The organism is Pedobacter sp. SL55, from assembly GCF_026625705.1.
Lineage (GTDB): Bacteria > Bacteroidota > Bacteroidia > Sphingobacteriales > Sphingobacteriaceae > Pedobacter.
Genome location: NZ_CP113059.1, coordinates 2271473 through 2286660, shown reverse-complemented (window position 1 = coordinate 2286660; position 15188 = coordinate 2271473). Strand labels below are relative to the sequence as shown.

Genomic DNA, 15188 nt, shown 5'->3' with positions numbered 1-15188 from the left:
GTCTTCGTGGTTAAACTTTTATAAAAACAAACATCCGTAAAAATAGCTAATGTATTTTATACGGATGTTAATCATCAGCTAATTCTCAAATCATCAAATTAGCTAATCAATACTATTTTAATAGCTATCAATAACCTCACAAAGGCTACTGAAAATAACTTCGATTTCGCCGATACCATTTACTTTAACCAATTTACCTTGACTTTCGTAATAAGGCAACACGTGGATAGTTTTGGTAAAATACTCGTCGATACGTTTCTTTAACTTTTCAGCATCATCATCTGGCCTACCACTAATTTTATGGCGTTCAGCAATACGACGGGTTAGTTCATCTTGATCTACATCTAAAGCAATTACCCCATCAATTTTAGCACCTTTGTCTTTCAAAAATTTATCCAGCTCTTCTGCTTGTGGCACCGTACGCGGAAAACCATCGAAGATAAAACCTTTTGCATCAGGGTTTTTATCCACTTCTTCCTCTAACATGGCAATGGTAATGCTGTCTGGCACTAATTCGCCATCTGCAATTAATTTGCTAACCTGCTGTCCTAATGAAGTTTGATTTTTGATATGCGCTCTAAAAAGGTCGCCGGTAGAGATGTGTACTAACTGATATTTATCAATTAATTTTTGAGATTGGGTGCCTTTGCCTGCACCCGGAGGGCCAAAGAGAACTAAATTGAGCATTTAAGTTTGTCTTTAAAGATTAAAAGCCTTCCCGCTTGGGCGGCAAGGCTTTACCTAATTGTTTGTGCTCTCGTAGGGATTCGAACCCCAAACCTTCTCATCCGTAGTGAGATGCTCTATCCAGTTGAGCTACGAAAGCGTTTCCGTATCGCTAACGGAATGCAAAAGTAATGTTTCCATTTTACTTTCACAATATTTTATAAGAAATATTTAAAAACAAATTTTAAAAAACCTACTAATAAACTGAAAATAAACATCGTACAAGATCAAAAAAATAGCTTAATACTATTCTATTTAAACTCTACAGCCACTAAATAGATTGCTTTACAAATTGCAACACTACACTTGCTGGTAGCACCACAGTAGTAGTTCTGCTAAACCTAGCGATATTTATCCCCAAAAACTTACCTTCCAAATCAAACACAGGCGAGCCACAATCGCCAGCTTTTACGTTAGCATCGTGAGCAAACACTTGTTTAAAACCATCTCGTCTTTCAGACTTTCCGCCTTCAATGCGCTCTGCCGGATGACTAGATACACCCTTTTTTACATCTGCCAATATCAACGTTTTGGTGATGGTAGCGGTATCGCTTTTCCAAGTCAAAGTAATTTCATCGCCTGGCCAATGTTTCTGCAAAGCAGGCACCAAATCATTTGCCTTTTCTATTTTTTGTCCATTAAATGCCACCAGCTCATCTCCTACCTTAATACCCGCCGTACCCGCCGGGCTTTCTGGATTGATTAAAGAAAAAAGTGCTGGCTTAGAATTATACTTTAACATAGCACCCAAATAAGGCCTGCTGCTGATTTTAGGCAGGCTAAATAATTCGCTGCCCAATACTCCAGCTAAAAGCTCGCCTTGATCTTTTTCGCAGTAAATAAGCTTACCCATATTGGCAGCTGCAAGGGGTACTTCCGATAAATTTATACCATCTGGCAAACTGTTTGTACCATGTACAGACAAGATTACTAAATCATTTTCTTGATCTTTAGCAATTAATGCCAGTTTTGTTTGAGGAAAAGCATTAAGCATAGGATTTTTGCCCAGCATGGATAGTTTAGTGACTAAAAATTGGCGTTTAACCCCTTGCTTATCTACCTCATTAAACAAAGTTGCCAATATTTGCTGCTGTTTAGATTGGATTGTACTTGTGATAGACATACAGTTTAGTTTCTTCGCCTTGGTATCAAAAGCTGGATGAAGCTTCCTCTGTTGGTTCTCTTTTTGAATTGTAGCTGCCAAAGGGTCTTTTCCTATGCTATCTTTTTGCTTTGGAAAATCGGTATAGCTAATTTCCTGCTGTAAGGCTGTCCAGTAGTTGCGGTACAAATCCACAGGAATTTCGAAATTTTGGTCTTCGCCAACATCGATGGCACTATGTAAACCAATTACACGGCCGTGATAATCAAACAAAGGGCCACCAGAATCACCAGGCTCCATTTTACAGGTAGAGCGAATAAAGCCATACTGATTTTTTACCTCGGCCACCTTACCTAGGCGCAATGTAGGGAGCTTATGATCTAAACTTTCGGGATAAGCAATGCTGATACAAGGTTCGCCAGCTACCAAACTGTGCGAAAAGCCCATTTCGGCAAAAGGCCAAACACCTTTGTCGGTGATCTTCATCATCCCCACATCGGGCATACCCGGAGTTTTTGGATTATCGATACGACCCAAAGCAATGGCAATACACTCTTTTCCATCTGGGAAGAAAACTTTGTAATTGGTTCCGGGATTGGTGGTGTGTGCCGCCGTTAAGATGTAACCATCGGCGGTAACTACTACCCCACTAAATTGCGCTCCGGTGCGCTGGTTTTGCTTCACATCGAAGCTCCACATCCTTACACTGGCCGGGTAACTTCTGTTAATAGCCTGCGCCACAACCTCTTCAAACTGCTTTAGCTTTTTCTTTTGGGCGTAAGCGTTGACACTAAGCAATATTGAACCCAAAAGCAACATTGCCAACTTCTTATACATGCTGTTCATCAATTTAAAATTAAAAAAGGCATGACCATTACTGGCCATACCCATCATTACTAACCTAAAGTCTTTAACGGTAGATTTGATGTGGACCTGAACTACAATTTTTAAGCCTAAAGTAAACCACAAGATCTTTGGCAAAATAAATTTGACCATCATTAAGCACCACCCATACAGAATTTAGATGAAAAATTTTAAACAGGCTTACTTTTTATGGCAAGCCTGTACTTATAGAGCGACTATTTAAAAATTTCTGCTAATTTTTCGTTCAAAGGTTCGCCCCTTAAACCGTTGCCAATAATCTTCCCTTGTGCATCTACCAAGAAACTGGCAGGCACAGCACGTACACCATACAAACGACCCACCTCGTTATTCCAGCCTTTTAAGTCTGATACGTGTGTCCATTCCAAACCATCTTTCTCTATCGCTTCTAACCATGCTGTTTTTACATGATCTAAAGACACCGAGATAATTTCGAAGCCTTTATCATGATAGGTTTTGTACTGTTTTACCAAATTTGGATTTTCCGATCTACAAGGCCCACACCAACTTGCCCAAAACTCTACCAACACCACTTTACCTTTAAAATCGGCCAGCGAAACAGGTTTACCTACCTCATTTTGCTGGGTAAACAAAGGTGCAGGTTTACCTACTGCTGTAAGCGTATTGGCTTCAATACGTTGCGCCAGTTCTTTACCCATATCTGTTGCCCTAAGTTCTTTAGGCAGTGCATTAAAAAGCGGTTGTACCTTGGCTACGTATACTTTGCTGCCAGCGGCCTCAGAAAGCGCCACTAAAGCGAAAAAAGACTTAGGGTTAGCTTCTGCAAATTCGAACTGCTTATTATTTCTATCTTCTATTCTTTTGCGAAAACGCTGATCAACCGATTTAACGAAAGCCGTATCTTTCTTTTGCTCTGGCGTTCCGCTATTAAAATCGGCATTTGCAGCTTTAGTTAAAGCCATAATGGTACCGCCGATAGCTTTGTTATAGGCCTCTGATTCATCGTAGATTTTAGAGCCGGTTATTGTAGCTGTTTGTAACGAATCTTTAGAAGTAAGGTTAAACTGCTCTTTTCCAAAATAAAAATAAATTACATCGCCAGTGTAAACGGCGTGCCCCTTACCTTTTCCAGTATGATCTAAAGCCATACGGGCATAACCATATCCAGATTTTATATTGCCATTAAATTTAAAAGCCCCATCTACCAAGGCTACCGAATCTTCGCGGCCTGCACCGTTATCCATGTAATCGAAATACACCATAGCAGGTTTATTCAAATTGCCAACTTTTCCAGTAAAAGTAAAATTGGGCGTTTGCGCCAAAGCCAATGTAGGCAATAGCATAGCTGATAAAAACAATCTTTTTATTTTCATTTGTGTTATTTTTTATGTTAGAAATCTTTTATCTACCACCTTCCTTGTATCTAGCCGATGGTAGATTGATTAAGGTGCTTTTCTGGTTACGATATCTACCGCAGCACCAGGAATACCATTAATAGTTTGCGTAATTACGCCATTTACCCCTACGCTTACGTTTACATCATAAACCGAACCATCGGCACCTACGGTAAGTGTGTTATCGTCGGCACTGATTTTTAGCATGGTTACTTTTTTACCTCCAAAATCGGCATCTAAGGCTCTCAAATCTTGGTTAAGTGGATTATAACGGTAAATCTTATCGTTAGAAGTAAAGTAGAATACATTTAACGTATTGCGCACCCATTTACTGTCGGCTTTTACTAACGATGCCCCTGCAAACACCCTTTTATTTAAGGCCTTAATTCTTTTAGAGCTAGAATCAAAGGTGTAACTAAAGCTCAGTTCGTAAATTGCACCATCTGTTGCTTTAAAAAATGCATAGAATGTACCTGCTTGGCCTGTTTGCATAAAAAGCAGTTCATCCATACCTACATTTTTAGGATCAAAAGCAGTACTTTCTGTATCTACCACATAATCTTTCCCCAAGTAGCTACCATCGCCACCAAAAGTTACAAAGCCTTTAGATTTGGTATCAAAACCAAAGTAAAACCCCGGGGTGCGTGTAAAATATTTCGACAGCATATAATCGCCAGCCTGCTCATTGGCAAACTTGCCATAATCTGGCGCAAAAGGTGCTGTAGACATTACGCCCACATACATTTTCCCGTTGATTACGCCAGTGGATACCGTACCCATAAAGGCTTCTAACCTACCCACGTTAATTGTACTTGGCGGCGTAAAAAACTGACCGTTAAAATTTCTGGTTTGCAATAAAGCACTAGCGGCCAGTATTGGGCTTGGCTTGGTAGCATCATCACACAACACCCAATACTCTTGGTTGGTAATGGGTTGGTAAGGCAGCGGATCTGAGAAATAAAGCTGTACGGGATTTTTAGGTAGATCTTCGGTATGAAAAGCTTTATAAATGTCAGCAATTACAGTAACATTGTCTGGCTTTACAAAAGATAGTTTAGCTACTCCGTTATCATTACTCAAAATTAGCTTGCCTATGCTAAATTCTGTGGAACCCAAAATTTTAAAGGGTATCACATACTTTAAGCCATTCCTATTATCGGTAATAAGCAATTTTGCCGTACGCAAACCTGGCCCTAAATTATATACTATCCGTAGCGGAAACTGCGTATAAACTACTTCGCGTTGCTCTTCTGCTACCGAAATTCTCCATTCGAAAGACAAATCTTTCTTTGGATCGGCATCTGCCAAACCTACAGTGGGGTTGAGAATTAGCGAGTCGCCAAGGAGTGCTGCAAAAGTAGAATCTCTAAATTTACTCAAGGTAGGTTCCGAAGGTGGGTGGTAATCGTAATTACCCAAATCTTTTTTACAAGCTGTATATAAACCAACCAAAATGGCCAGTACTAAAATTAATTTCAATTTCATCTTTACCATGTTTTAATAAAGGTTAAACAACAATTTGGTTGCCGCTCTCGTCAATAAAGAAATAGCCATTTACCTGTGCGAAAAAGCGCATCACAAAGCGTCTACCTGGTGTATCTTCATTGTAAAACTCATATTCGTTGCTACCATCAGTTTTTTGCACTAAAACATATCCTTTAGTTGGATTTTTGGCTATCCAAGCTGCTGGATCTTTTAGAAATACCCTAAAATTATCGATGTGATACAGGCTCCTAGGAATTTGCATATAAGCATCTGGCTTAGACTGATCTACCAACTCGGCATTGCCCGTAGCAATAAGAAATAACTGATGTTTAATTCGGCCGTAAGTGCCCAGCTGCGCTTGCCAATATATCCACCAAGCTGGTTGCTCTAGACGGCTAGAGAAAATAACTTTCTTAGTGCGTAAAGGCAAGGGCAAATCTGCCGAAAAGTCGCCTCCAGCTACCGCCCTAAAACCTAGGGTTACGGATTTTTCTGCCAATGCTGGATCATTATTTTTGATGACAATAGGTATTTTAAGCCTAGTGGAATCTGCCGGCAAAGTATAACTAGGCTTTAAAGGCTCATAATGCAGATCTTTAACTGCGGTAGTTAACGAATCGACTACGCTTAATACAAACTGGCGACTACGTGATACTTTATTGCCAGTTACAATAATAGGCACCCAAACCGTATCTTGCCCCAAGCTAGGGTTGTACGCAAACGAGTAGCTAATCGTTGTAGTATCTTGTAAACCATTTCTATCTAAATAATGTAGATAGATGTTGTCTGTGGCCTCAAAAGGGGCCAACTCATTCTTTTTGCAAGCCCATAACACTGTGCTCAAAAGCAAAAGATATAATATTTTCTTTTTCATTGCTTGGTCTGTTTTTAGTTTCTGTTGGTTTGCTCCTCAATTGGAAGAGGGAATACAAAGATCTTATCAGAGGCCGGGTAAATTAAGCCTGCGGTAGTGATAATATCTAAGTTTAAGCGCTTGTGCATAAAAAAGCTCTGACTTTCGCCGTAAAACTCTTTGCGGTATTCTCCTTTTAACAAATTGATAAAGTCTGTCTTGGCAATAGTTGCACTTACCGTAGCGCCAATGCCACGCTGTGCTCTAAATTTATTGAAATAATCTACCGCCGCTCCAGGATTAGTATCGAAAGAAGCCTCGGCAGCAATCAGATACAACTCGCTTAAACGTAAAGCTGGTGCCATTAGCGGATGTAAATTAGTGAGCGGCGTAGTGTTTGTAATGTACTTTTGCAGGTAAAACCTATCCGACTGGTTGGCATCTCTCACCAACCTAAACCATTGCTTGTATCGCCAATCATCAGCCCCTGTGGTGCCCAAATTGTAGATAGCATTGATTTGGTCTGCAGTGGCCGAATAATCGGGGTTATTTCTAGAAAAAAGACCAACTAATTGCTCTCTAGACTGCGGTACATACCATCCAAAAATGAGTTCATTATAAAAAATACGATCTCTCTGTGTGATATCGTCAGCAAAGAAATCAGCCTGCAATGTCCATGGAAATTTCAAAGATTCGATGACTTCTTTCGCATTGCTTAAACTGTTTACCTTATCGTTCTTATAAAGATAAACACGGGCTAAGGTACCAGCCACGGCGTAGTAATTCATGCGGTGTCTTCGGTTCTGCAAAAACAACGATGGATTTTGCAATTCGGTAGCATCTTCATCAGTTGGGTAGCCCACCACGTAGCTGGCCGGCAAGATGGGATCTTTCCCCTTCAACAGTGCCTTGGCCTCCTGCAAATCAGCTATTGCCTTATCTAACACCTCGGTTACGGTAGAAAAAGGTGTGGGTTTGGTTTCTACCGTAGTTACGTAAGGCATGGCCTTAAAATTGGGGTTATTTTGATAAGAGGTGCCAAACATGCGCAACAAATCAAAATGCATATAGGCCCTTAAAGCCAGAGCCTCGCCTTTCACAATCTCGTAGTTTTGAGCTCTGAAAAGACCTTTGCGCTGATCGATAACACTTAAAATTTGGTTAAGGTTACCTATTTGTTTGTAGGCGTTAGTCCAAATTACGCTGATTTTTTGCACATAGGAAGCAAGCGAATAATCAAATGCGGCAATCCTTATTAAGTTGGCATCGGTAAACTGATAGTTTTGTGCCATGATATCTAAATTGCTAAAGGTTAGGTTACCGCCATATAAATTGGCGCTAGCTAAGCCTACATAAGCACCATTTAGCGCTTCCTTAAAACCTTCTTCAGATGAAAAAAGCTCTTCTTTAGACACATCCGACTCGGGCTGTATATCTAGAAACTTTTTGCAAGAAGACAAAGCAATTAAGCTAATGAATAAGATTAAGTATTTTTTCATGTCTTTATGTTTAGAATGAGGCCAATAATGAAAAAGTTAAACTCCTTGCAAAGGGATAAATCGTTCCTCTTTCCATTTCAATACTCGAGGTTCTGAAAATATCGTTCATGGCCAAAGTAGTGCGCAGGTTTTGTAGGCCAAATTTCTTTACCATGTCTTTTTTAAAGTCGTATGACGCATAAATAGACCTTAGTTCTAATAGGTTTTCTTTTTGAACAAACCTCGAAGAAACGTTAGTTATAGATAAATCTGCAATGTTTTTAAAGAAAGTTTGATCGCCTGGTTTAATCCAACGTTGGTTAAGCACACGGCTATCTACGTTAAATCTCGGATCGGCATTCTCTACACGATCTACCAATGTTTGGTTGTAAGTATAGCCACCAAAGCGGTAGTAAAAACTGAAGCTAAACAAGAAATTTTTGTAGCCTATATTCGGGTTAAGGTTCCCTTCGGCCTTAGGTGCCCCGTCTGCAATAGGCATAATATCAGCCACGTTCCAATTGTAGGTTAACGAGCCGTCTCTTTTTCTAAAAATTTCCTTTCCCGTTTGCGGGTCTATGCCCAAAGAAGGTACGGCGTAAATCATTGTCATCGATTCTCCCTCATTGAAGCGTACCAACGGCGTAGATTGTGCCTTGTTATCAGGATTGGTTTGGTACTCGTCTATCTTACTATTTAAAGTATTTAACGAATTAGATAAACTTACTAAGGTATTTACATTATGCACCAAGTTACCCGTAACGTTAATATTAAAATCTTTGGTTCTAAGTACGTTGGCCGTTAAATAAACCTCGTAACCTTTATTAGATACATTGCCCAAGTTTTCTTTATACGTAGTAAAACCTGTTGAAGGTGCCAAATCAATATCGGTAATTAGGCCTTTGGTTAATTTATAGTAATACCTTGGCGAAACTACCACGCGGTCTTTAAACAAACCCAAGTCTATACCAGCATCATAAGTAGTGGTTTTTTGCCAACGTAAATTGCTATTGCCATAACCCAATACTTGTGCACCTAAACCGGTAGAATACCAGTTGTTGGGCTGATATTGATACAAAGATCTAGATAGATAAGCAGGAAAAGATACCGAACCGAGCTCGCCGGCACTACCTTTAACACGTAGCTGACTAATTACTTTAGACCCTGAAAGGAACGCTTCGTTGTGCATATTCCAGCCAATACCGCCCGACCAAAATGGTGCAAAACGTTGATTAGCACCAAAAGCAGAAGAACCTTCGTACCTAAAAGAGGCATCCAAAAGGTATTTGTTTTTATAAGAATAGTTTCCCGAAAAGAAGGCACCCGCCAAACGATTTTCGGCAACATTACCCTCGGGGCCTGCATCTATTTTGTAGATACGGGCAAAGCCGATGTTAGAAAAACGATCGTTAGAGAAACCTTGCGCCTCTGTTAATTTATCATCTGTTCTAACGGCAACAATGTTGGTTCCTAAAACCAAGTTAAAATACTGGTCTCCAATTTGTTTATTGTATCCCAACGTTGCTTTACCATCTATCGCCAAACGATCGTTCTCTAGCAACTCATAAGTACCCTTGTTATTTAGCTGGTCGCTCGCATAAGTATAAAATGCATTACTTAAGGGCGAAACAAACTTATCGTTGCTGGTTACACTTTTATTTAAGCTAATTTGACTTTTAAGGTTCAAGCTGGGTGTTATCCTCCAATCTACCGAAAAAGCATCGATAATTTCTAACATCGATGATTTATCGAAACTAGCCAGAGTACCTTCAAATAAAGGATTAAATACATACCTTGTTTGGATCTGATCAGGCCCTTCTGCCCCTGTATCTACACGCCAGTTGGCTAGTTCTTGAACAATATCTCCATTTTGGTTTCTGATAGGATAATAAGGGTTCATCCTTACATACGTAGAAAAATCGCCATAAGGCGAATTGTTACCATTTGCTTGTGTTACGGTAACTTCATTTCTAAAAATCAGCTTTTTGCTAGGATTATAAGTAAAGCTCATGCCACCGCTGTAACGATCTCTATTAGAGCCCAACATTACCCCAGGCGTGGTTTCGTACCGTAAGTCTAAGCCGTATCTAAATTTCTCATCGCCACCTTGTACATAAGCCGCATGTTTTTGGCGGTAAGCATTGCGCAAAGCTTGCGATAGCCAATAGGTATCTACCCCACTAGCCACATTTTTTAATCTGTTAAAATACTCGGCATCTAGCTGTTCTTGCGTATATCCAGTATTACCCAAAGCATTATAAAGCCCAGCTAACTTTTCGTAGTTTAATTTATCTGTAGCATTTAATACACGATAGTCGGTTAAATCTGGCGCATTAACGCTGGTTTCGTAATTATAAGATAGCTGAAGCTTGCCTGCTACAGGTGCCTTGGTGGTAATTACAATTACCCCGTTGGCCGCCCTAGATCCGTAAACTGCTGTAGCTGCAGCATCTTTTAGTAGTGTAACAGATTCTATCCTGTTCATGTCCAGGTCACTCACTTTCTGTAGCGTAACCTCAAAACCATCTAACATAAAAGCCGGCAAGTTATAATTGCTCGATAAATTGTTACGGTCTAATAGGTTGTTGGTATCTTCGATAGATGGCAATGCCGTAGCGCCCCGCACATTAATTCTTGGCAGTGCATTTGGATCTGAGCCAAAAAGATTATTGTCTAACACTTTAAAAGAAGGATCGAAAGTTTGGATACTCTTGATTAAACTCTGTGGATTGTTTTTCTGTAAATCTTCGCCTTTAATTACAATGGCATTACCAGTATAGTTATCTTTTTTAATGGTTTGATAACCAGTAACTACTACATCATTCATTTGTATAGAAACAGGCACGAGCTTTACAGTTAACAGTTTAGTGCCTGTTGCGGCAATTTCTAAAGGTTCGTAACCTAAATAGCTGAAAACTAAGATTGCACCATCTTCGGCAGTGACTTTAAATTCTCCTTTGCTGTTGGTGGCGCCAATGGTTGCACCACCTTTTAGAGCAATATTTACACCTGGCAATGTTTCTCCCGTGGTTTTATCGCTTACCACACCTTTCACATCAACTTTAGCCAGCTCATTTGAAGCGGCAGCGGCTAGCTCTTTTTTGCTAATCACTATGGTTTTATTGATAATGTGATAGCTTAAATCTTGGTTTTTCAGCAAGGTATTTAAAGCCTCTACGATGGTGGCTTTTTGCAATTCTATTTCTACATCTTGCTTGTTGTGTAACACTTGTCCTTTGTAGAAAAAGAAATAGCCTGTTTGCTTTTTGATTTCCTTTAAAATATTTTTAATGGAACCAGTTTGTTTGGGCAGTGTTACCGTTTGAGAAAAACCAGCCGCTGATACGTGCAATGCGGCCGTTAGTAGTAAAATGGCAGTCAATTTCATGACCAATAAAAATTTAGTCTTTACGCTCCGCTTTTTGCATACAGAGTTGTAAAGGGTAGTTAATTTCATACCTTTATAGTTAAATGAGGTTAATAATAAGCAGTTGGGTCTCAAAACAAACTGCTTGTCCGAATTTTTGACCGGAAGCGTTGCTGCGCTTTCGGTTAATTTTTAAAGGTACTTTTCGCTAAATTTCTGGTAGTTTTTTCATCAAATGTTTGTTTAGGTTTTGGTTGTTGATTTATTTAGAGTTGTTAGGTAGCTTTAATCGCCGGTTATCGTCATTGTTTTTCCGGAAATTTGGACATGAACGTGGTTCAGTTCTAGTATTTTAAAAACTTCTGAGAGGTTAGCGCTTCTTGGAATTTCTCCAAAATATTTTTCTGTGGTAATTTTACCTTTGTAAACTACGTCGATATCATACCATCTGGAGATTTGTCTCATTACCGATTTAAGGTCTTCGTTGTTAAAAGCAAACACTTCGTTTTTCCAAGCCACGTATTGGTCTGGATCTATATTTTTATCGACCACCAATTGCGTATTAACAGCGCTAAACTTCGCCTGCTCACCAGGTTTTAGTTTTACTTCGGTACCTCCCGCTGCTACTTTTACAGCACCTTCTAGTAAAGTGGTTTTTTGCGTTGGCTCGTCATTATACGCGTTTACATTAAAATGTGTACCCAATACCTCTATTATTTGTTGGCTAGCCTTAACTTTAAAAGGTCTTTGCCTATCTTTTGCTACCTCAAAATATGCTTCGCCCTGCAGTTCTACCGACCTTTCATTTTTGGCAAAAGGATATGGGTAGGTTAACGAGCTTGCAGCATTAAGCCAAACTTTGGTTCCGTCGGGTAAACTCACTTGATATTGACCACCACGTGGTGTCGCAATGGTATTGGTTCCGCTAGCAGCACCTGGATTGTCCTGTATGATATATTCCAACTGCCCGTCTTCCTTCTTCCGGATGATAATACCATTCAATTTGGTAATTTCGCCGTTTAAGGCCTTATCTAAGTCAATTACACTTCCATCAGCTAAGGTTAAAGTAGCTTTATTTCCTCCCGGAAGCACCTCTTCGAGTTTCCTTTTCGCTAGGGTTGCAGTAGGTGCTATTTCCCTATTGAAAAGAATAAAACCCAATCCAACACATAGCAATATACTTGCCGCAACAGCAATGGGCTTCAAGTATCCAATATTTCTAGTCTTGGGACGCAGCTTTAGTCTTCCCAAAACTTCATCATGACTGGCCTCAACCTGCTCGGCATTTGGTGCCTTTTTTTGAAACGGCAACTGTAAATACCAATCTTCAACAATTGCCTTTTCTTCTGGTGTGCAATCACCAGACAGATATTTTTTCAAAAGTTTTGCTGCATTCTTCTCCATAATATGAACGTTAATTTTGGTTGGTTATTTATAGTACGGCAAAGCCCCACCCTTGGGGGTACTAAAAGTTGATAATATTTTTAAAAAAATAAATGAAATAGAATGATACACCCTTAGAATTAGACTTCTTGTTCTATTTTCTTTATTTTAAACCGAGATAGCTTATATTTTTTTGATGTTTTTTTTGAAGCCGATAGCTTACGAACTTATTTTCAACAAAAACGCCACACAAACCACTAACCCTAATCTCGATCTAAGAATTTTCAATGCTCTTTTCACTTGTGTCTTCACTGTTAACTCCGAAATCTCTAATTCTTCGGCAATTTCTTTGTGAGATTTATGCTGCATTCTGCTCAGTAAGAATATTTCTCTCATTTTAGGAGGTAGGGAGTCAATTTCTTTTTCAATCAACTCTTTCATCTGCTTCTCCCGAATTTTATAATCGCTTAGCTCGTAATCTTGATCAATAAAGCTTTGTAGCGAGTCTACATATTTGTTTTCTACTTCCTGATGTGAAAAAATATCTAATATACGATGCCGAATAGCTGTGTACAAATAAGCCGATAAATTGCCATCAGGCTTAACCTGCGCCCTTTTTATCCACAGCGATTCGAATAGCTGTTGAACCAAATCTTTAGCTTCTTCTTCATTATTTAAACGCTTGCTAGCATGAATAAACAACAAACCATAAAACCGATGATAAATCTCCGTAAAAGCACGCTCATCATCTTGCGTAAGCAGATAAGACAACTGACTATCAGAATATGAACGGTAGGAAGGCATGGTTACACAAATGTAACTTAAAATGGTGCAAAAAGCCAATTAACCCCGCAAAACTTAAATTGCGAAACCACTTAGGTGTGAAATACAAAAAGATAACTCACTCGCTATCAATAAATAAAAACATCTCTACGAATAGAAAAGGCAAAAGTCTTAAAAAACAAAAGCGGGATTGTGCTTAAATATCAGCATCAATCCCGCATTCCAAAAATGTTTTTTACAGCTTTATCCAGCAACTACCTTATTAATGGCAGCAAAATCTGGCAAATTACCTGCCTCTTCTAACACCTCAGCATAAATCACTTTCCCTTCTTCGTCAATTACAAAAGCAGCACGTTTGGCAATTCCTTTCATCCCTAAAAAGTCTTCGTATAAGGCGCCATAAGCTGCTGCAGCTTCTTTGTTAAAATCAGATAATAACGGAAATTGGTAAGCTTGCTCTTCTTTGAATTTTGCCAAAGTAAACGGAGAATCTACAGATACACCTAAAACCTGTGCGTTTAAACCTTCATAATAACCAAAGTTATCTCTCATCGTACACAATTGTGTAGTGCAAACACCTGTAAATGCTAGCGGAAAGAAATGTAGTACCACTTTTTTCCCGCTAAAATCGCCTAGCGAAACCTCTTTAAGCTCGGTGCTCTTTAATTTAAAATCTGGAGCTTTATCTCCTACTTGTAATGACATATATATAATTGTTAATGGTTAATTATTAATGGTTAATTGTTTTAATTGTTTAATCGGTTAACTGGAAATTGAAAATTGCCAACTGAAAACTGTTTACTGACCACTGCTCCCTGACAACTGTTCTCGCACCAAAGCCAAGCCTTCCTCAAAACTATGTGGTTGGTAACCTAAATCTGTCATTGCTTTGTCTAAAATGAAACCTGTCTTTTTTGGCCGCTTAGCTTCCTGACCCAAACTATCAGAACTTATCTCGTTAATTATTGTTTTATCCAAGTTCCAAAAATCTGCAACACCGTTTACTATATCCACAATACTCATCATATCTTTCCCAGAAATATGGTAAGTACCCTTTGCCTTATGTTTAACTGCCAGCAAGCAAGCTCTCGCCAAATCTTCGGCAAGCGTAGGCATTCGCCATTGGTCATTAACTACGTTAATTGGATTTCTTTTTTCGAGCGCCCCTTTTGCCCAAAGTACAATATTGCTACGGCTCATATCTTTCAAAATACCGTAAACCAAAATTGTTCTGATAATGGCCCAGTTGCCTTTCATTTGTTGCGTTGCTTTTTCGCCAGCCAATTTACTTTCGCCATAAAAACTAACAGGATTTGGCTCGTCTTCTTCTTTATACGGCCCGTTTAAACCATCAAAAACAAAATCTGTAGATACATATATAAAATGTATACCCATTTTATCACATAATGATGCCAAATGCTTTGTTGCCTCCACATTGAGTTGCCAACAAGCTTCCTTATTTTCATGGCAGGTATCTACATTGGTCATGGCAGCCGTATGGATCAACGCATTTGGCTTATATTTTTCCAGCACCAATTTCACTTGAAGCTCATCCAAAATATCCATCGTTTCATAAACATAGCCTTCTTTTACCAGATATTTATTTGCTCCACGATTTGTAGCAATTAAATTCACGCTTTTATCCGCTATAATTTGCTCGGTAATTTTCTGCCCTAAAAGGCCGTTACTGCCTGTAACCAACACTGTATTCATAGGGGCTAATTTATCATTTATTAAAGTGTTGAAAAACATTTTATTTCTATATAAAAATTAC

11 protein-coding genes and 1 tRNA gene are annotated in these 15188 nt (G+C 39.1%); all 12 read right to left on the bottom strand.

The genetic code is table 11. The annotated features are described in order from the left end of the window. Nucleotides 1-117: 117 nt before the first annotated feature. The gene (locus tag OVA16_RS10300) at nucleotides 118-687 is read right to left on the bottom strand and encodes an adenylate kinase (protein ID WP_267759020.1); all 570 of its coding nucleotides are present in this window, start codon (nucleotides 685-687) and stop codon (nucleotides 118-120) included. Nucleotides 688-752: 65 nt separating this feature from the next. After that, nucleotides 753-826 (bottom strand) — tRNA-Arg (locus OVA16_RS10295). Between the two features lie 171 nt (nucleotides 827-997). Beyond that, entirely contained in the window at nucleotides 998-2827 is a 1830-nt protein-coding gene (locus OVA16_RS10290) for a S1C family serine protease (protein ID WP_267759018.1), read from the bottom strand. 80 nt (nucleotides 2828-2907) lie between these two features. Further along, complete coding sequence (locus tag OVA16_RS10285) at nucleotides 2908-4044, bottom strand: redoxin domain-containing protein (RefSeq protein WP_267759016.1); 1137 nt, start codon at nucleotides 4042-4044, stop codon at nucleotides 2908-2910. 69 nt (nucleotides 4045-4113) lie between these two features. After that, nucleotides 4114-5550, bottom strand: coding sequence for a PKD-like family lipoprotein (locus OVA16_RS10280; protein ID WP_267759014.1), 1437 nt, complete (start codon nucleotides 5548-5550; stop codon nucleotides 4114-4116). A gap of 22 nt (nucleotides 5551-5572) precedes the next feature. Next, complete coding sequence (locus OVA16_RS10275) at nucleotides 5573-6424, bottom strand: DUF4843 domain-containing protein (protein WP_267759012.1); 852 nt, start codon at nucleotides 6422-6424, stop codon at nucleotides 5573-5575. Nucleotides 6425-6438: 14 nt separating this feature from the next. Further along, complete coding sequence (locus OVA16_RS10270) at nucleotides 6439-7902, bottom strand: RagB/SusD family nutrient uptake outer membrane protein (RefSeq protein WP_267759010.1); 1464 nt, start codon at nucleotides 7900-7902, stop codon at nucleotides 6439-6441. Between the two features lie 10 nt (nucleotides 7903-7912). Then, the gene (locus tag OVA16_RS10265) at nucleotides 7913-11269 is read right to left on the bottom strand and encodes a SusC/RagA family TonB-linked outer membrane protein (protein ID WP_267759007.1); all 3357 of its coding nucleotides are present in this window, start codon (nucleotides 11267-11269) and stop codon (nucleotides 7913-7915) included. Nucleotides 11270-11533: 264 nt separating this feature from the next. Then, the gene (locus OVA16_RS10260) at nucleotides 11534-12652 is read right to left on the bottom strand and encodes a FecR family protein (RefSeq protein WP_267759005.1); all 1119 of its coding nucleotides are present in this window, start codon (nucleotides 12650-12652) and stop codon (nucleotides 11534-11536) included. Between the two features lie 198 nt (nucleotides 12653-12850). Next, entirely contained in the window at nucleotides 12851-13435 is a 585-nt protein-coding gene (locus OVA16_RS10255) for an RNA polymerase sigma-70 factor (protein ID WP_267759003.1), read from the bottom strand. A 222-nt stretch (nucleotides 13436-13657) separates the two neighbouring features. After that, nucleotides 13658-14119: a redoxin domain-containing protein gene (locus OVA16_RS10250; RefSeq protein WP_267759001.1), complete on the bottom strand. Its 462-nt coding sequence runs from the start codon at nucleotides 14117-14119 to the stop codon at nucleotides 13658-13660. A gap of 93 nt (nucleotides 14120-14212) precedes the next feature. After that, nucleotides 14213-15127, bottom strand: coding sequence for an SDR family oxidoreductase (locus OVA16_RS10245; RefSeq protein ID WP_267758999.1), 915 nt, complete (start codon nucleotides 15125-15127; stop codon nucleotides 14213-14215). Nucleotides 15128-15188: the final 61 nt, after the last annotated feature.